The organism is Roseateles chitinivorans (genome assembly GCF_050632235.1).
GTDB lineage: Bacteria > Pseudomonadota > Gammaproteobacteria > Burkholderiales > Burkholderiaceae_C > Roseateles > Roseateles chitinivorans_A.
Window position 1 is genome coordinate 4,512,903 of record NZ_CP192584.1, and the last position, 16,012, is coordinate 4,528,914.

Genomic DNA, 16,012 nt, shown 5'->3' on the forward strand with positions numbered 1-16,012 from the left:
GGCCCGGAGGCGCTGTAGGCAAACGCCATACACGTCCTTCCTCCTCCGCCCTCTGCCGCGGCGCCCGCTTCCCTCCGATGATGCAGGCATGAAAGCTGCCACGGCATCGTCGCGATGAGCCTCCATACCGACGGGTCGGCGACCTGCAATCTCGCCACGGCGTTCCAGCCGGTCTTCAGCCTCACCCACGGCCGCCTGGTCGGTCATGAAGCGCTGCTCCGCGCGAGCGACGCCGACGGTCGGCCGATCCCGCCGAACCTGCTCTTCGACGGGCTGCCCAACCATCATGCACGCGCCGACCTCGACGTCCGCGCCGTGCGGCAGCATCTGCAGGCCTACGTGGCCATGGGCAAGCGCGACACGTCCGAGTGGCTGCTGCTGAACCTCCACCCGGCGACGCTGCTGGAATCGACCGGCGCCCTCCACGAGATCGAGCGCGCGCTGGACGCCAGCGGCATCCGCCCGTCCCGCGTCGTGATCGAGGTGCTCGAGTCCCCGCTGTTCGAGGACGAACGCGTCTATCCGGCGCTGCAGCGCCTGCGCGCCAAGGGCTGCCTGATCGCCCTCGACGACTTCGGCGCCGGGCATTCGAATTTCGAGCGCGTCTTCGACCTCGCCCCGCACCTGGTGAAGCTGGATCGCCGCGTGCTGATGCGGGCCAAGCAGGACCCGAAGGCGCTGCGGATCCTCCAGCGCATGGTTTCGCTGCTGCAGGAATGCGGCGCGCTCGTCCTCGTCGAAGGCATCGAGACGCTGCAGGGTGCCCACATCGCGCTCACCTGCGACGCCGATTTCGTCCAGGGCTATTACTTTGGCCGGCCGCAGGGGACGACGCTGGCGCTCGAGGACGGCAGCGAGGCACTGGACGCCGCGTGGAGCAGCTTCGACGAGGCGCAATCCCGCAAGGACGACCGGTGGCGCGAGTCCATGGCGCTGCACTGCGATCGGCTCCGCCTGGCCAGCATCGCGGTGGCGGCGGGCCGTCCGTTGAACGAGGCCTGCGCGGACTTCCTGGCCGCGCCCAACGCGTCGATGTGCTACCTGCTCGACGATCAGGGCCGGCAGCTCGCCGACATCGCCTTCCGCGACGACGCGGCCCGGCAAGGCCTGCAGCGCTCGGAGCAGTTCGAGCCGCTCCACAACAGTGCCGGCGCCCGCTGGTCGCGGCGCCAGTACTTCCGGCGCGCGGTGAGTTTCCCGGGCTCCGTCCAGCTCACACGGCCCTATCTGACGCTGCAGGGCGGCTGGATGTGCCTGACCGGCTCCATCGCCTTCGAGCTCGAGGGCCGGACGGCCATCCTCTGCGGCGACCTGCGGGTGCACGTGCCCGCGGAAGACCTGCCGTGATCTGCGCGCCCTACCCCGAGGACGAGGCCTGGCGGCTGGCCACGCTGGCACGCTACGACCTGCTGTCCGAGGCGCACGACCCCTTCCTGGATGCGCTCACCGTCACCGTGGCGCGGTCGTTCCGGGCGCCCATCAGCGCGGTGTCCTTCATCGACCGGGAACGCCAGTTCTTCAAGGCGATCACCGGCCTCGACGTCCGCGAGACCGCGCGCAGCTGCTCCTTCTGCGCCCATGTGCTGTGGTGGCCGGAGCCGATGGTGGTCCTGGATGCCCGCGAGGACGAGCGCTTCGCCGGCAACCCGCTGGTGCTGGATGCGCCTCACATCCGCTTCTACGCCGGCGCGCCGGTCCACCTGCGCGGCGTCTGCCTCGGCTCGCTGTGCGTCATCGACCACCGGCCGCGCACCGGGTTCGACGACAACCAGGTGCGCATGCTCAAGGGCGCCGCGAGCGCGGTGGAGGAGCGGCTGATCCAGATGACGGCAGCCGCGCACGCCCCTGAATCCCGGCGGCATTGAATGCCGCCTCGTCCCGATGGACGATCCCGCTCCGCCAGCCTCCAGAACTCGCCCGGACAAGGTGATAAGGTCCCCGGCTCAGCACATGGGGAGGGATCGATGACGATGACTCTGCGGCAACGGGCTTGCGCCGCGATGTGCACGCGCGTGACCGTTCTCGATTGCAAAGGGCGGGTCCGATGACGGCCCTCAAGGACCTGGATCGTTGCACCTGTCTGCCGCTCGACTGCGACGCGCTTCTCGCCGTAGGCTGGCTGGGCGTCGATGGCGATTTCCGGCGCGGCGAGGTGTCATCGGACTTCTTCGAGAAGCTGAAGGCGCTTTGCGTGGAACCCTGGCAGCCCGTGGCCTCCGCCGGCTTTCATCAATGCGGGCTGTGCCAGTTCGACGGTCCCAGATTCTCGAGCAACGTCTTCGTGCCGTTCAACGGCAGCATCTACGTGGCACCGGTCGGCATCGTCCACTACGTCGCGGCCCACCGCTACCTGCCGCCCCAGGTCTTCATCGATGGGGTCCTCGCCTGCCCGCCGATGCGGAGCATGGCGTATCACAAGGCGCTGCTCGCGAACGGCGGCCGCGGTCTGGTGAGCGGCGGCCCGGGATAGACGCCCATCTCGTCGACATCGAATCCCGATCCGGCGGTACACATCGCGGATGGCGCGCCACACCTGGGCGTTCTTTCGAAGCTCGCCGATGGGATCGCCTTCGTCGCCGTGCCACACCGGGCCTCGATCACTTCGGCGACACTCGCCTCCCGATCGAACGTCCAGCCCCCATGTCGACCCTTCATCGCCACTTCCGGATCGCGTTGCTCTCGCTCATCGCTGCTTGCGGCTCGACGTTTGCCACGGATGTGCCCGTGCACCCCATCGACGGCGAGTACCTCTGCAACGACTGTCATGGATACCTGACCGTGAAGCGCAAGGCCGTGAATGTCTATCAGGTCCGCTGGGTGGTTGGCGACGGAAGCTGTGGCGGCGTGGCGATCTTTGACGGCCCCGCCCGCTTCAGCCGGGACGCTCTGGAGGGTCGCTACAAGGGCGGCAAGACGCCATGCGTGGTGCGCTTCGCGTTCAGTGAGAACGGCCTATCCGCATCGGACTCCTGCGTGTCGCCCGAGGACGAGGGCAGCTCGACCTGCGCTGTGATCGGCACCTACTCGAAGCGCAAGAAATAGAACACGGCCGAGCCGGCCTGAACATCACCGACCACCTGCGCCTTCTCCCATTTCCCAATTCCCATTCCCCGAAGAACATGACTTGTCTGATGAAGCATCTCGTCGCGTCCTTGTTGCTGTCGGCCGTGACACTGTCGGCCAATGCGCAGCTGGCAGGACGAGTCCCAGTGAAGAGCGATCTGTTCTCCAGCACGATTCCTGCGGGTCCGGAATGGACGCTGCTTGAATCGAGCAAGACCTCGCTGACCTACCAGTGGCAGGACCAGGAACACCTCCGATCCTGGAACATCCAGCTGACGGCCGTGACCATCAAGCCCTCCGAGACGAGGGCGCAGTTGATCCGGGAATTTGAAGACGCATCGCGCGGCATGCGCGCATTGCCGGAGTCCATCGACGGAGGTCGCCTGGAGATCCTGCCGGCCAAGAAGCGGCGTTACCTCTGCGTGGAGGGTGTGGCGCGCCCGTCCCTGAACAGCGCCAAGCCGATGATGGCCAAGTCCAGGCTCGCCATGTGCAGGCATCCCAAGTACCCGTTCGGGGCCGTGGCGATCATGATGAGCGTGGGCGGCAGGACCGGCGACGATCCGGAGTTGGACGGCTTCGACCAGATGATCGACGATCTGGTGATGCACTGACCTTGGGCGTCGATGGAGAAAATGCCCCGAGCGGCTTGCCACGCGACGACGCGCAGCACGCCGGTCGAGGCCAGGAGCGCGCTCAATCGTCGCCGTTGCTGCCGTTCCTGATCTCCGGATCCGAGGTCGCGACCAGGTAGTCGATCTTTTCCCCGTCCGCCGGCGAGCGGAACACCAGGACGACATCGCGCGTCGGGTCCGCCAGCACCGGCACGATGAGCGAGGTCGCGCCCGGGTTCCCCGACGCGATGAAGCTGTGGTTGAGATCGGCCGGCGCATGCCTCGCCTTCGCGGCATCCGCCGGCTTCGCCACCGCCGACATCAAGGTCAGATCCAGTTCCCGCGGCGGCTTCTCTCCCTGCTTCGTGGTGGCGCGCTGCGTCAGCTGGATGAAGGCGTCGTCGCCGCGCATGGGCTGGTGATCGATCCGGTTCCAGCGCTCGTCGAAGTAGCGGCACTCCACCAGCGTCGTCTCCCCGGCATCGTGGCGCACCGTCCGCAGGGACCACGGCACCACGTAGAACTGCGCCACGCCCGGGGCCAGGGGCATGGCGTCCGTCGCGGGGTCGGTCGTCGCGAAATCGGTCATGGCTCTGGCACCTCCCCTCACGCCGACGGATCCGATGTGCCGCTGGTGTTCTTGATCTCCGGATCGGAGCTGGCGACCAGACCCTGGACGACGCCGGTGGCCGGGTAGCGGAACACCAGGATCACCCCGCGCGTCGAGCCCGGCGACACCGGCAGCATGACCGAGGGCGCGCCGCCGGGCCCCGGCGCCGCGTTGAAGGTGCTATTGAGGATGCAGGCGGTCGTGAGCGTCCTGGCCACCGCGGAGAACAGTGAGACATCCACCGGCTGGGGCGGCTGGGGCAGCCTGGGAACGGTATTCGGGCCGCCTTGCGTGAAGAGGAAGAAGGCGTTGGGCCGCGCGATCGGTTGCGTGCCGACCATCACCCCGTTCGAATCGAAGTACATGCACGTCAAGGAGATCGGTTCACCCTCTCTCCGGATGATCTCCCAAGGCACCACATAGAACTGCGAGCTCGAGGGAATCAGCAGCGCGTCGGCGCCGGGCTCGGCGCCGGAGGCGACGGCGGAAGGTTCGCGACGGTCGTCGGCAGGGGCAAGCGGGCTCATGAGGGGGACTTCCTTTTCGTCGGGAGGGTTGAAGAAAATTCGAGAAGACCCGGCGCGTAGCCGCCCGCGCGCAGGCGGGCCAGGTCCGCGTCGTCGCCGGCGTCCTGCCGGAGGCAGCGCCGCGCGGCCAGCCAGGCCTCGAGCGCGAGTCCGGCCTGACCGGCGGCCACCGCCGGTCCCAGCGTGTCGCGCAGGGATTCGCACATCGCGCGCGGTCCGGCGTGGACGGCCTGGGCATCGGCGGGCCGTGAAGCCGCCGACTGCATCGTGGACGCCGACGCGGGCGGCGTCGGCCCCGCCGACATCGCCAGCGACAGCAAGCCCAGCCGCGCGGCCAGTTCAAGGCTCTGCCAATCCCGCGGCGACGACGCGAGCAGCGTCTGGATCGCGGCCTCGGCTGTCGCACGCCAGCGATCGAAGTCTGCGGGACGGCCCCTGCGCGCGGCGATCGTGGCCTCGGCCACCGCCAGACGCGCCAGCACCGTGCGCCTCAGGAACTCGCGACCGGGCTCGGACTCAGGCCGCGTCTGCACTTCGGCGCGTAGCGCGTCCAGCGCATCGCGCACGTCCATGCCGGCGTCGTCGCGCAACAGCAGAAGGTTGGCCTGCGCATGCTGCCGGTCCACCGACCAGAAGCGATTGCCGGGCTCGCGGCGCTCCGCCTCCTGAAGCAGCGCCACGCTCACGCCCATCGTGTCGACGGCGTCCCGCAACCGCCCCGACGCCCGCATGGCATCGGCGCGACGCTGTTCCACCGCCGCCAGGTCGCGCTGACGCACCAGGGCGTCGGGCGTTCGCGCGGCCAGCTCGGCCAGGGGCTGCCGCGCAACGTCGAACAGCGCCAGCGCCTGCACCGGATTGCCGCGGATCTGCGCCACGCGTCCCAGCCACATCCGCGAGCTGGCGACCGCCTCCTTCGCATCGGCGTCGTCCGGCTTGCGGGCCAGCGCCGCCAGCTTCAGCGCGAGGGCCTGCTCGAACCAGCGCTGCGCCTCGTCCCAGGCCGCGCGCCGGTAGGCGATGGAGCCCAGGCTGTTCACCGCGAACCCCAGTTCAGCCTGGGCGCCGCCGTCCTCGGGCAAGACCTGGCGCCACGCCTCGGAGGCGTCGCGATACCGCGCCATCTCCTGCGAGGCCGTTTCCAGGTCGCCGGCATCGAAGGCCATCTGGCCGAGCCAGAACGACGCGGCGCCGAGCGTCTTGTAATACGCGGCCGGATCCTGCTGCGCCGCGCGATCCAGCGGCAGCAGCAGCTGCAGCGCCGCGTGCAGCGCGTCCGTGGCGATGTCGGTGCGCCCCTGTCCGCGGCTGCTGTTGACCTCGCCGATGACGACCAGCGCGCGGGCGCGCTGCAGCGCGTCGCCGGGCGTCTCGCGGCCGCCCTCCGCGGGCGCCAGCAGCTTCAGGCCCTGCTCGCCGATGCGGCTGAGCACGTCGAGCTGCCCCATCGGGCGCAGCTTGTCGGCGAGCTCGCCCAGCATGAAGGACGCCAGCTGCCGGCTCTGCCGCTGGCGCTCCGCCGCGACCTCGGCCTGCCGCGCGTAGCCGATCGCGGCGATGCCGGCGACGCCGGCCAGCAGGAAGGCCCCCGCGCTCGCCGCGCCCAGGCCCCAGCGCTGGCGGCGCAAGCGTCGCTGCGAGCGTTCGATGAAGTCGCGCTCCTGGGCGTCGAAGAGTTGTGGCGCTTCCGCCAGCGCGCGGGCCGCCGTCCACAGCGTGGAACCGCGCGGCATCAGCAACGGGCCCGCCTGGTCCGCCTCGATCCAACGAGCGACCCACGGACGCAGTTCGTCGCGTGCCGCCAGCGACGCGCGGTGCTGCGCCACCCACGCCGTGACGCGCGGCCAGCGTCGCAGCAGCGCTTCGTGGGCGACACGATAGCCGCTCACACCGCCGACCCGACTCCTGATCCCGCCGCCGCCCGAGCCACCGCCCGAGCCGTTGAGGCCTCCGTCGACGTCTGCGTCCGCGCCGGCGTTCATGCCGCCGACCCGGTCCGCCACCAGCAGCCGTGCGTCGACGAAGGCGCGCACCAGCGCCTGCTCCTGCGCATCGGTCAGTTCCGAGGCGGCGAGCCAGCGACTGGTCGGCGAGGCCTCCTCGCCACCGAGCGCGACAAGACGCGGCAGCAACCGCGGCAGCGCCTCCTGCTGCGCCGGCGGCAGCTCGCCGAGCAGCGCCTCCGCGCGGCGGCCGATGGCCCCTTCCAGGCCACCCAGGTCCTCGTAGGCCGACCACGCCAGCACATCGCCCGGCGCGCGGTTCAGGTACAGCTGCTGCAGCGTGTACTGCAACAGCGGCAGGGCATCGGACGCCTGCATCGCGTCGATGCACAACCGGTCGTCGAGGCGGTTGAGGCCGCTCTCGTCCGCGCCGTAGCTCAGCCCCGCCGCACGCGCGGGCAGGCGGATCATCTGCGCGATCGCGCGCGCGTCGGGCGGGGCCAGGTCGAGATGGGCGCCCTCCTCCTTGCCCCGCATCAGCGCCGGCCAGCGCGCCAGCGCGGCGTAGAAGTCGTTGCGGCAGATCGCCAGCACCGCCAGCCGCGCGCTGCTCACCAGGCGGTCGAGCATCGCGAACCATGCGCCCAGGTCCCCGTCGTCGCCCTGGAAGAGCGCCTCGAGCCGGTCCAGCACCAGCAGCGGCGGCGCCTGCGCGCCGGCGCGCAGCGCGCGCGTGGTGTCCAGCCCGATCGCGAGCTGACGCAGCACCTCGCCCGGGGCCTCGCGCAGGTCTGCCGCCAGCGTGTCGATGCTGTAGCCCGACAGCAGCGGCACGCCCTGGCACTCCCAGTCCAGCATCGCGCCCGCCACGCCGGCCCAGGCATCCAGCCCGCCCAGCGCGCCGAGGTCGACCAGCGCCGCGGCGCTGACGCGCAGCAGCGGCGCGCCCGGATCGCTGTCCGGCGCCGGCCGCATCAAGGCCGGCACCAGCCCGGCCTGCACGAGCGAGGTCTTGCCCGACCCGCTCGGTCCCAGCAGCACCATCAGCGGGTGGCCCAGCCGCCATTGCCGCGTCATCCGCAGGTGCAGCGCCGCGACGGCGTCGTCGCGGCCGAAGAACACGCTCGCATGCGCGGCGTCGAAAGGCTCCAGCCCGCGGAACGGCGACAGCCCGCGCCAGCCGCCCGCATGGCTGCGCGGCCCCTCCGCCGACAGCACGCCGATGGCCGCCACCAGCCGGTAGCCCTGCTTGCGGATCGTCTCCAGGTATCGCGGCGTCGTGGCGCTGTCGCCCAGCGCGCGCCGCAGCCCGGCCACGACCTTGTGCACCGGGTTGTCGCCGAGCGTCGTGGCCTCCGGCCAGCAGTCCTGCAGCAGCGACTCGGCCGACACCACCTCGCCGGGATGACGGCACAGCGCCGCCAGGACCGCCATCGGGCGCGGCTCCAGCGTCACGGTCTCGTCATCCCGTCGCAGCCGGCGCGTGGGCACGTCCACGATCCAGTCGCCGAGCAGGAAGCTCAGCGGCTCGCCCGGCGCGCGTGCCAAGCGCGCGTCCTGCGCCCCGCGCGGTGCGCTCCCCTCCTTCACGCCGGCGGCGTCCGGCCGCGACCGCGCGGCGGCCGCGGGCGGTGTTCCTCCCTCGATGCTCGGATCCATCTTCCACCTCCAGTGCCGGCCTCTCCGGACCGTGAGCGCGGAGTCTAGGAGCGGCGGCCTCGCGCGTGTGCATCTCCACCCCGCAAGGGTTGACAGCTTGACAGGGGACAGCGCGGGCTTGCGCCGAGGCCCGGCGTCGTCCGTCGAGGGACGCCGAGCCGAATCTCCGAAAAGCCGGCGTCCAACATCGGCATCCGTCGGATGGGACGCGAGGACCCGCGCTTCTATCGTTCAACGCATCGACACCCCGGTGTCTCCGTCTCCCCCACCGACCGCCTCCATGATCGACGCCGCCCTCCTCCACATCGCCGGCCACCTGAACGCCGTGCTGCGCCGCTCGCATCAGTCGGCGGAGGACCTCGTGGCCGTGACCGCGCTGCACGAGGCCGACGGCGCCCCGGCCGCCGGCGCCTCGCACCGGCTCTGCGCCTTCCTGGTCAACCTGGAGCGCGATGCCGTGCCCGGCATGCCGGCGCACATGCTGGGCAGCGGCGACCGGATCGCCCGCTTCGCCCCGCCGGTGCAGCTCAACCTGCTGGTGATGATCGCGGCCAACTACGGCGGCAGCACCTATCCGGAAGCGCTCAAGCTGATCGGCAGCACCATCGCCTGCTTCCAGGCCACGCCGGTGCTGGACCCGCAGAACACGCCCGGCCTGGACCCGCGCATCGACAAGCTCACGATGAACATCGAGCCGCTGGGGCTGCACGACCTGGCCACGCTGTGGGGCGTGCTCGGCGGCCGATACGTGCCGTCGGTGCTCTACCGCGTGCGCCTCCTCTCCATCGATGCCCGCAAGCCCGACGCGCAACTGCCGTCGGTGCGCACGCCCGCGGCCGGCGTCCACGGTTGAACGGCGGGAGCACACGATGGGTCCCTACTTCCCGTTGCTGCAGGTGGACGTCGAGCACGGCTACTACGCCGACGGCCGCTGCCGCGGACTGCGTTTCGTCCCCGCCGGCACCACCGCCGAGCGGCTGCGCCGCGCCGACGCGCTGGTGCGCGCCGACGGCGGATCGCTGCGGATCCACGGCCCGGCCGAGGCGATCGACCGGCTGCGTGCCGATGCCGAGGACAGCTCCGGTGCCTTCGATGACCGCGCCGCGCTGAGCTGGCGCGTCTTCGCCACCGACGACGACTTCGCCTGCGGCACCGAGGACGCCGCCGACCGGCCGCGTGAACTGCTGTGGGTCGAGCCGCAGGACGACGCGCCGACGGTCATGATGGCCGCGTGCCCCAAGGCCCTCGACACGCCGGAGGTCCACGCGCTGCTCACGCCGCACGACCGCCGCGTGCTGCCCTTCGCGCTGCTGCATCTGCCGCTGTCCCGCCTGCCCGCGCAGGGGCCGTCGCGCGATCCCGCCGCCTGGCCGGTGCGCCACCGCTGGCCGCCGGCGCCGCGGGCCACGGTCTGGAAGTACTGCCTGCTCGGGGAGTGGACCGAGCCCGCGCTCGCCGTCGTCGACCTGGCCGGCGAGACCGCATTCACCCCGCCCGTGGCCGAACGCCTGGACGACGGCACGCCGATGCTGGCGATCCGGTCGCTCCAGCGGGTGCCGCTGGCGCAGCGCTCGCCGCGCCGGTTCCAGCTGCGCAGCCGCTTCGAGAGCGGTTCCGGGACCGGGACCGCGACCGGCGCGGGCGCCGGCAACGGCGGCAACGACAAGGTGCTGATCCGCCGCCTGCCCACGGCAGCGGCGCAACTGCTCGCCCGCGAAACGATCGCCGGACAACCGGCGATCGTCTCCGAGATCCACGTGCATCGCTAACCCGCAGAGGAGGCCGCCATGGCTATGAAGACACCCGGTGTCTATATCGTCGAGAAGAATGCGTTTCCGAACTCGGTCGTGGAGGTGGCCACCGCGGTGCCCGCCTTCGTCGGCTACACCCGGCGCGCCGAGAACGGCGGCAAGTCGCTGCTGAACAAGCCCTGGCGCATCAGCTCGATGGCCGAGTACCACACCTACTTCGGCCACGGCCCCGACCCGCACCTGACCATCGCCGAGGCGCCGGCCAACACGCGCTCGGACTTCCGCGGCGACGACAAGGACTACGCGCTGACGCAGGCCGACGGCGCCGACGGCGGCCGCTTCCTGCTGTACCACGGCATGGTGCATTTCTTCCAGAACGGCGGCGGCCCCTGCTACGTCGTCTCCGTGGGCAACTACGGCGGCCTGGTCGAGGCGCAGCCGCTCACCGACGGCATCGACACGCTGATCAAGGAGCAGGAGCCGACCATGCTGGTCATCCCCGACGCGGTGCTGCTCAAGCGCGCCGACTGCGTCGCGGTGCAGCAGGCCATGCTGCAGCACTGCGGCGGCCGCATGCGCAACCGCATCGCCCTCCTCGACGTCTGGAACGGCTACCTGGACCGCAAGGACCCGGGCGGCGATCCGATCGAGGGCTTCCGCAACGACCTGGGCGTCAACTTCCTGGACTTCGCCGCGGCCTACTACCCCTGGGTCAACACGACCGTGGTGCAGGACAAGGACCTGGACTACACCCGCATCGCCAACCCCGCGCTGCTGGCCCAGCTGCTGCGCAAGGAGCTGTCGCTGCCCGACGCCGTCGACCCCGCGATGCCGCCGCGCACCGCGCAGCAGACGCAGGCCGTGGCCGACATCGTCAAGACCGACGACGACTGGACCAAGTACGTCACCGACCTGGTGAACAACTCCACCAAGTCCGACCTCGAGAAGCAGAAGGCGCTGACGCCCGCCGCGCTCGCCGTCGCGGTGGAGACCCACAAGTCGCTGCTGCACAAGAGCCTGGTCTCGATGAGCCCGCTCTACAACACCGTCATGACCGAGGCGCGCAATCGGCTCAACCTGCTGCCGCCCTCGGCCGCGATGGCCGGCGTGTACACCATGGTCGACAACAGCCGCGGCGTCTGGAAGGCGCCGGCCAACGTCAGCCTCAACGGCGTGGTCTCGCCCGAGGTGACCATCTCGCACGAGGACCAGGAGGACCTCAACGTCACGACGCAGGGCAAGTCGATCAACGCGATCCGGTCCTTCATCGGCGAAGGCGTGCTGGTCTGGGGCGCGCGCACGCTGGACGGCAACAGCCTGGACTGGCGCTACATCAACGTGCGCCGCACGATGATCATGCTGGAGGAGTCCTGCCGGCTGGCGTCCAAGGCGATGGTGTTCGAGCCCAACGTGGCCAATACCTGGGTGACCATCAAGAGCATGATCTCCAGCTTCCTCACCGGGATCTGGAAGCGCGGCGGCCTGGCCGGCGCGGTCCCCGACGACGCGTTCAGCGTGCACGTCGGCCTGGGCGAGACGATGACCCCCGAGGACATCCTCGAAGGCATCCTGCGCGTGACCGTCCTGGTCGCCATCAGCCGCCCGGCCGAATTCATCGAGATCACCTTCCAGCAGCAGATGCAGAAGTCGTGACCGGCCACGGCCCCGATGCCGTCGGCATCGCGGGCGGTCCCGGATCGCGGCGCGGCATCGTGCCCCTCAATTTTCCGACCTCATAACCCTCGTGGAGGCAGGCAATGGCAGACGACGGATCAGCGCAATCGGCCACCGTGTGGCCCCTTCCCAAGTTCCGCTTCGAAGTGAAGTGGGACTCGGCGGTGATGTCCTTCCAGGAAGTCTCCGGACTGGACGTGGAAGCGCAGCCCATCGAGTACCGGCACGGGGACAGCCCTGCGTTCTCGGTGCTCAAGATGCCGGGCATGAAGAAGTACAGCGACGTCACGATGAAGAAAGGCGTCTTCAAGGGCGACAACAAGTTCTGGGACTGGTTCAACGAGATCAAGATGAACACCATCAAGCGCAAGCCGGTGACCATCAGTCTCCTGGACGAGGCCGGCAAGCCGACCATGGTCTGGACCCTGACCAACGCCTGGCCGACCAAGATCACCAGCACCGACCTGAAGTCCACCGGCAACGAGGTGGCGATCGAGACCATCGTGATCGCGCACGAAGGCCTCGTCATCGCCAACGCCTGATGGCCATCCCCCCGCTCCCCCGCTGCCGCCCGCGGCGCGACCGTCGGCGCGGGTGACCCGCGCGCCGGCCCCGCGGCCGGCCGGCGCGACGGGGGCGCCGCCCTCCCAGGGACCGCAGGGGAAGCAGGCGGAGGCGCTCTACCCGCCCCCGGCCTTCCACTTCGCGGTGACCTTCGGGGCCAACGCGAAGGACGCGGACGGCGCCTTCCGCGAAGTCAACGGCCTCGGGCCGGAGATGGAGACGGAGAGCGTGGTCGAGGGCGGCCAGAACGCCTTCGTGCACCTGCTGCCCAAGGCGGTGAAGCATCCGAAGCTGGTGCTTTCGCGCGGCATCGCGACGATGGAGTCGCGGCTGCTGCTGTGGTGCCAGTCGGTGCTCGAAGGCGGGCTGGCGCAGCCGATCTTCCCCAAGCAGCTGCACGTCTTCCTGCTGGACGAACAAGGCGGCCCGCTGCGGGTGTGGGCGGTGCAGAACGCGTATCCGGTGAAGTGGTCGGTGGAGGCCTTCCAGGCCACCCGCAACGAGGTCGCGATCGAACGCATCGAGCTGGCCTACGCCGGCTCCAATCGGTTGATGTGACGGGAACCCCATGAGCATCGAAGTCAGACAACTGCTGATCCGCTCGCAGGTGACGCCGGCCCCGGCGCCGCCCGCGCCCGCGATCGCGCCGCGGGACCTGCAGCGGCTGCGCGAGCAGCTGCTCGCCGAATGCCGCGCCTGGCTGACCGACCGGCTGCGCGCGCAGCGGGAGCGCTGAGATGGCGACCACCGCTTCGGCCTCCTCCCCGTCATCCGCCTCGGGCGCGTCCGGTGCGTCCGGCACGTCCGCCTCGCCGCAGCTGACCCGGCTGCTGCTGACGCGCTACAACCTCAGCAAGACCGGCACGGTCGAGCTCGACAAGGACGTCACCTTCCAGGCGCAGATCAACCCGTCCGAGTTCAGCCACAGCTTCGGCATCCGCTACGACAAGACCAAGTCGCAGGGCTCGCCCGGCGTGGAGCCCAAGTTCAGCGCCATCGACGACGAGCGCGTCAACTTCTCCATCGTGCTCGACAGCACCGGAGTGGTCCCGGCCGTGCCGGGCCAGCCGACCGACGTGAAGGGCCAGCTGGCCCAGCTCAACAAGGTCGTCTACGAATACATCGACCTGCGCACCGAGCCGCCCTACGTCCGCGTGCTGTGGGGCACGCTGATCTTCTTCGGCCGGCTGGAGTCGCTCAAGACCCAGTACACGCTGTTCAAGCCGGGCGGCGATCCGCTGCGCGCCAAGGTCGACATGGCCTTCGTCGGCGCGATGAGCAAGGAGGAGGAGCGCCGCGTCACCAGCCGCGCCAGCACCTCCGACCTGACCCGCACCGTGACGGTGAAGAAGAACGACTCGCTGGGCGCGCTCTGCGAGCAGGTCTACGGGGACTCCTCGTCCTTCATGAAGGTCGCCCGCTACAACGGCCTGACCGACTTCCGCAACATCCCCCCGGGACGGTGCTGAAGTTTCCACCGGTGGGGAAGTGACATGCCCGGCGTCTCTCCGCTCCAGGACACCGTCGGCGTCGTGTCGCTCAGCGTGCTGATCGACGGCGAGCGCCTGCCCGAAAGCGCCGACCTGATGTCGGTGACGGTGCGCCGCGCCGCCAACACCGTGCCCAGCGCGCGGCTGGTGTTCAACGACGGCGACATGCCGGACCGCGAGTTCCCGCTCAGCGACGCGGCCCACTTCAAGCCGGGCGCGGCGTTGACCGTGCAGGCCGGCTACGGCCTGCAGGAGGAGACGATCTTCGAAGGCCTGGTCGTGCGCCACGGCCTGCGGGTCGAGGGCGACAACGACGCGCGCCTGATCGTCGAGTGCCGCGACAAGGCGGTGAAGATGACGATCGGCCGGCGCAACGTGAACTACATCGACCAGCTCGACAGCGACATCATGAGCACGCTGGCCGGCGCGCACGGCCTGTCCGCCGACGTCGAGGCGACCGCGATCACGCATCCCGAGCTGGTGCAGCACTTCTGCAGCGACTGGGACTTCCTGCTGACGCGCGCGGACGCCAACGGCATGCTGGTGCTGGTCAACGACGGTGCGCTCGCCGTCGCCACGCCGACGGCCGCCGGCGAGGCGGCGCTGTCGGTGACCTACGGCATCGACCTGATCTCGTTCGAAGGCGACGTCGACGCGCGCCACCAGTACGGCAGCGCAATGGCGGTGTCCTGGGATCCGAAGGCGCAGGCCGCGCTCGAAGGCACCGCCGCCGATCCGGCCGCGCTGCCGGCGCAGGGCGACCTCGACACCAGCACGCTGTCGGAGGTCATCGGCCTGGCGAGCTTCCGCCTGCAGGCCGGCGCGCCGCAGTCGCGCGACATGCTGACGCAGTGGGCGAAGGCGCAGCAGCTCAAGTCGGGACTCGCGCGGCTGCGCGGCCGCCTGAGCTTCCAGGGCAGCGCGAAGGCCAAGGTCGGCGGGCTGATCGACCTGCAGGGCGTGGGCAAGCGCTTCAGCGGCTCGGTCTACATCACCGGACTGCGCCACCACATCGAGGACGGCGCCTGGACGACCGAGGCCGACTTCGGCCTCGATCCCGACTGGTTCAGCGCGCGGCCCGACGTGCCGGCGCAACCGGCCGCCGGCCTGCTGCCGCCGGTGCCGGGGCTGCAGGTCGGCGTGGTGATGAAGCTGGACGCCGATCCCGCCGGCGAGCAGCGCATCCAGGTCAAGGTGCCGGTGCTGCAGGCCGAGACCGAAGGTGTCTGGGCGCGGCTGCTGCAGTCGCATGCCAGCAGCGGCTTCGGCGCGTTCTTCCTGCCCGAGATCGGCGACGAGGTCGTGCTGGGCTACTTCGCCGGCGACCCCTCGCACCCGGTCATCCTGGGCAGCCTCTACAGCAGCAACCGCACGCCGCCCTACGCGCTGGCCGCGCCCAACGACACCAAGGCCTTCGTCACGCGCTGCAAGCACAAGCTGGAGTTCGACGAGAAGGACAAGGTCATCACCGTCACCACGCCGGGCAACAACCGCATCGTGCTGAGCGACAAGGACCAGTCCATCCTGCTCGCGGACCAGAACGGCAACACGGTCGAGCTCAAGCCCTCCGGCATCGCGCTCGACAGCCCCAAGGACATCACCGTCACCGCCAAGGGACAGATCAGGCTCGATGCGATCGGCGCGGTGTCGATCACGTCCAAGGCCGACGTCAAGACCACCGGCCTGAACGTCGCCAACGAGGCGCAGATCGCCTTCTCCGCCAAGGGCAACGCCTCCGCGGAACTCTCGGCCTCGGGTCAGACCGTGGTCAAGGGCGCGCTGGTCATGATCAATTGAGACCGAGGAAGGAGCTCCCGTGCCACCCGCCGCCCGCCTCACCGACCTGCATGTGTGCCCCATGGTCACGCCCGGCCTGCCGCCGATCCCGCACGTGGGCGGCCCGGTCATCGGCCCGGGCGTGCCGACCGTGCTCATCGGCTCGCTGCCCGCCGCCGTGCTGGGCGACAACGCGACCTGCGTCGGCCCGCCGGACGCGATCGTGATGGGCTCCACCACGGTGCTGATCGGCCACAAGCCGGCGGCGCGCGTCGGCGATCCGACCGCGCACGGCGGCAACATCGCGATCGGCCTGCCGACCGTGCTGATCGGGGGCTGAC

General features: G+C 70.3%; 17 protein-coding genes. 14 read left to right on the forward strand and 3 right to left on the reverse strand.

Features of this window, described 5'->3' with window-relative positions; all coding sequences use genetic code 11:
- Window positions 1–114 precede the first annotated feature (114 nt).
- The 5 genes from ACQ859_RS20505 (at window position 115) to ACQ859_RS20525 (ending at window position 3,677) form a co-directional block, all read left to right on the forward strand.
- Window positions 115–1,347, forward strand: a complete 1,233-nt coding sequence (locus ACQ859_RS20505; protein ID WP_431262507.1) for an EAL domain-containing protein — start codon at window positions 115–117, stop codon at window positions 1,345–1,347.
- Window positions 1,344–1,865, forward strand: a complete 522-nt coding sequence (locus tag ACQ859_RS20510) for a GAF domain-containing protein (protein WP_431262508.1) — start codon at window positions 1,344–1,346, stop codon at window positions 1,863–1,865. Before ACQ859_RS20505 ends, ACQ859_RS20510 begins: the two co-directional genes overlap by 4 nt.
- A 179-nt stretch (window positions 1,866–2,044) precedes the next feature.
- Window positions 2,045–2,470, forward strand: a complete 426-nt coding sequence (locus tag ACQ859_RS20515) for a hypothetical protein (RefSeq protein ID WP_431262509.1) — start codon at window positions 2,045–2,047, stop codon at window positions 2,468–2,470.
- A 170-nt stretch (window positions 2,471–2,640) separates the two neighbouring features.
- Window positions 2,641–3,042, forward strand: a complete 402-nt coding sequence (locus ACQ859_RS20520; protein ID WP_431262510.1) for a hypothetical protein — start codon at window positions 2,641–2,643, stop codon at window positions 3,040–3,042.
- Between the two features lie 89 nt (window positions 3,043–3,131).
- On the forward strand, window positions 3,132–3,677 hold the full coding sequence (locus tag ACQ859_RS20525) for a hypothetical protein (protein ID WP_431262511.1): 546 nt from the start codon (window positions 3,132–3,134) through the stop codon (window positions 3,675–3,677).
- Window positions 3,678–3,759: 82 nt separating this feature from the next.
- Here the strand turns inward: ACQ859_RS20525 and ACQ859_RS20530 are convergent, their stop codons facing one another.
- The 3 genes from ACQ859_RS20530 to ACQ859_RS20540 are packed head-to-tail and all read right to left on the reverse strand — an operon-like array spanning window position 3,760 to window position 8,416.
- Entirely contained in the window at window positions 3,760–4,266 is a 507-nt protein-coding gene (locus tag ACQ859_RS20530) for a hypothetical protein (RefSeq protein ID WP_431262512.1), read from the reverse strand.
- 17 nt (window positions 4,267–4,283) lie between these two features.
- Window positions 4,284–4,814: a hypothetical protein gene (locus ACQ859_RS20535; RefSeq protein ID WP_431262513.1), complete on the reverse strand. Its 531-nt coding sequence runs from the start codon at window positions 4,812–4,814 to the stop codon at window positions 4,284–4,286.
- Window positions 4,811–8,416 (reverse strand): winged helix-turn-helix domain-containing protein, encoded by a 3,606-nt coding sequence (locus ACQ859_RS20540; RefSeq protein ID WP_431262514.1) that lies wholly within the window; start codon window positions 8,414–8,416, stop codon window positions 4,811–4,813. The genes ACQ859_RS20535 and ACQ859_RS20540 overlap by 4 nt, the downstream gene beginning before the upstream one ends.
- Window positions 8,417–8,696: 280 nt before the next feature.
- Here ACQ859_RS20540 and ACQ859_RS20545 point away from each other — a divergent pair, with 280 nt between their 5' ends.
- From ACQ859_RS20545 to ACQ859_RS20585, 9 genes are all read left to right on the forward strand, one after another.
- Window positions 8,697–9,269, forward strand: a complete 573-nt coding sequence (locus ACQ859_RS20545) for a DUF4255 domain-containing protein (RefSeq protein WP_431262515.1) — start codon at window positions 8,697–8,699, stop codon at window positions 9,267–9,269.
- A gap of 16 nt (window positions 9,270–9,285) precedes the next feature.
- Window positions 9,286–10,185, forward strand: coding sequence for a hypothetical protein (locus ACQ859_RS20550; protein ID WP_431262516.1), 900 nt, complete (start codon window positions 9,286–9,288; stop codon window positions 10,183–10,185).
- An 18-nt stretch (window positions 10,186–10,203) separates the two neighbouring features.
- Window positions 10,204–11,820, forward strand: coding sequence for a phage tail sheath family protein (locus tag ACQ859_RS20555; protein ID WP_431262517.1), 1,617 nt, complete (start codon window positions 10,204–10,206; stop codon window positions 11,818–11,820).
- Window positions 11,821–11,957: 137 nt separating this feature from the next.
- A complete protein-coding gene (locus ACQ859_RS20560) occupies window positions 11,958–12,383 on the forward strand; it encodes a phage tail protein (RefSeq protein WP_431262518.1) in 426 nt (141 codons plus the stop codon).
- Window positions 12,384–12,435: 52 nt separating this feature from the next.
- The gene (locus ACQ859_RS20565; protein WP_431262519.1) at window positions 12,436–12,963 is read left to right on the forward strand and encodes a phage tail protein; all 528 of its coding nucleotides are present in this window, start codon (window positions 12,436–12,438) and stop codon (window positions 12,961–12,963) included.
- Between the two features lie 10 nt (window positions 12,964–12,973).
- The gene (locus ACQ859_RS20570) at window positions 12,974–13,141 is read left to right on the forward strand and encodes a DUF5908 family protein (protein ID WP_157521954.1); all 168 of its coding nucleotides are present in this window, start codon (window positions 12,974–12,976) and stop codon (window positions 13,139–13,141) included.
- A gap of 1 nt (window position 13,142) precedes the next feature.
- Window positions 13,143–13,874: a CIS tube protein gene (locus ACQ859_RS20575; protein WP_431262520.1), complete on the forward strand. Its 732-nt coding sequence runs from the start codon at window positions 13,143–13,145 to the stop codon at window positions 13,872–13,874.
- A gap of 24 nt (window positions 13,875–13,898) precedes the next feature.
- Window positions 13,899–15,692 (forward strand): type VI secretion system tip protein VgrG, encoded by a 1,794-nt coding sequence (gene vgrG, locus ACQ859_RS20580; protein WP_431262521.1) that lies wholly within the window; start codon window positions 13,899–13,901, stop codon window positions 15,690–15,692.
- Between the two features lie 19 nt (window positions 15,693–15,711).
- On the forward strand, window positions 15,712–16,011 hold the full coding sequence (locus tag ACQ859_RS20585) for a PAAR domain-containing protein (RefSeq protein ID WP_431262522.1): 300 nt from the start codon (window positions 15,712–15,714) through the stop codon (window positions 16,009–16,011).
- Window position 16,012 lies beyond the last annotated feature (1 nt).